At 54.5% G+C, this 707-nt stretch carries 2 protein-coding genes; both read left to right on the plus strand.

Annotated features, from left to right (window positions below; translation table 11 throughout):
- Positions 1 to 300 (plus strand): hypothetical protein (locus tag AC1RPR_RS07950; protein WP_481763425.1); only part of this gene is annotated, 300 nt, incomplete at its 5' end.
- Positions 300 to 707, plus strand: a 408-nt coding sequence (locus AC1RPR_RS07955) for a hypothetical protein (RefSeq protein ID WP_481763426.1), incomplete at its 3' end; no start/stop codon positions are given. The genes AC1RPR_RS07950 and AC1RPR_RS07955, both read left to right, overlap by 1 nt.

Here is a 707-nt window from a genome sequence, read left to right on the forward strand (position 1 = left end):
TACTACGCATCTCCGGGAGGTTACGTGCCGATGCACGTACCCCTGAACATAGTCAACAAGACGCATCGACGTGCCGTCTACAGCATGTACTTGACTGACATGAACGGCCGCACCGTGTATCAGTATCCTGAGTACACGGACGTAGCGGACAATGGGCTGTCACTGGAGTACATGAATGTGCCAGTCCCCAAACAGCTTAAGGCCGGTACGTATGCGGTACGTGCCACCATGTTGTACAAATTCAACCCTTTCAAGAACGGAGTCGTGGACACGCGTCTTGGATTTATTGAGGTGAACTAATGGGTTACTCAATCACACGCGATCAACTCGCAAAATTCGCACCCAACGCCAACGCCGCGTCGCTCGACGCACTAGTCGCGGGGGCCAACGCGGCGACGGCACGTTTCGGTATCGATTCGAGCCCTCGCCGCGTGCGTTATTTTATGGCGCAATCGTCATATGAAACGCAGGGCTACACCAAATTTGTCGAAAACCTGACGTACACGACCCCCGAGCGGTTGGTCGCTGTGTGGCCCTCACGATTCACAATGGATCAGTCGGATTCCAGCAAGGCGTACGCTCCAAATTACACAAATAACCCGCAGAAGCTTGCGAATCTGGTGTACGCATCGCGCATGGGTAATGGAGATGTCGCATCTGGTGATGGTTGGACGTTCCGAGGGCGCGGTGCCTTTCATCTGACAGGC

The organism is Dellaglioa sp. CoH-57-MRSF-22 (genome assembly GCF_056781895.1).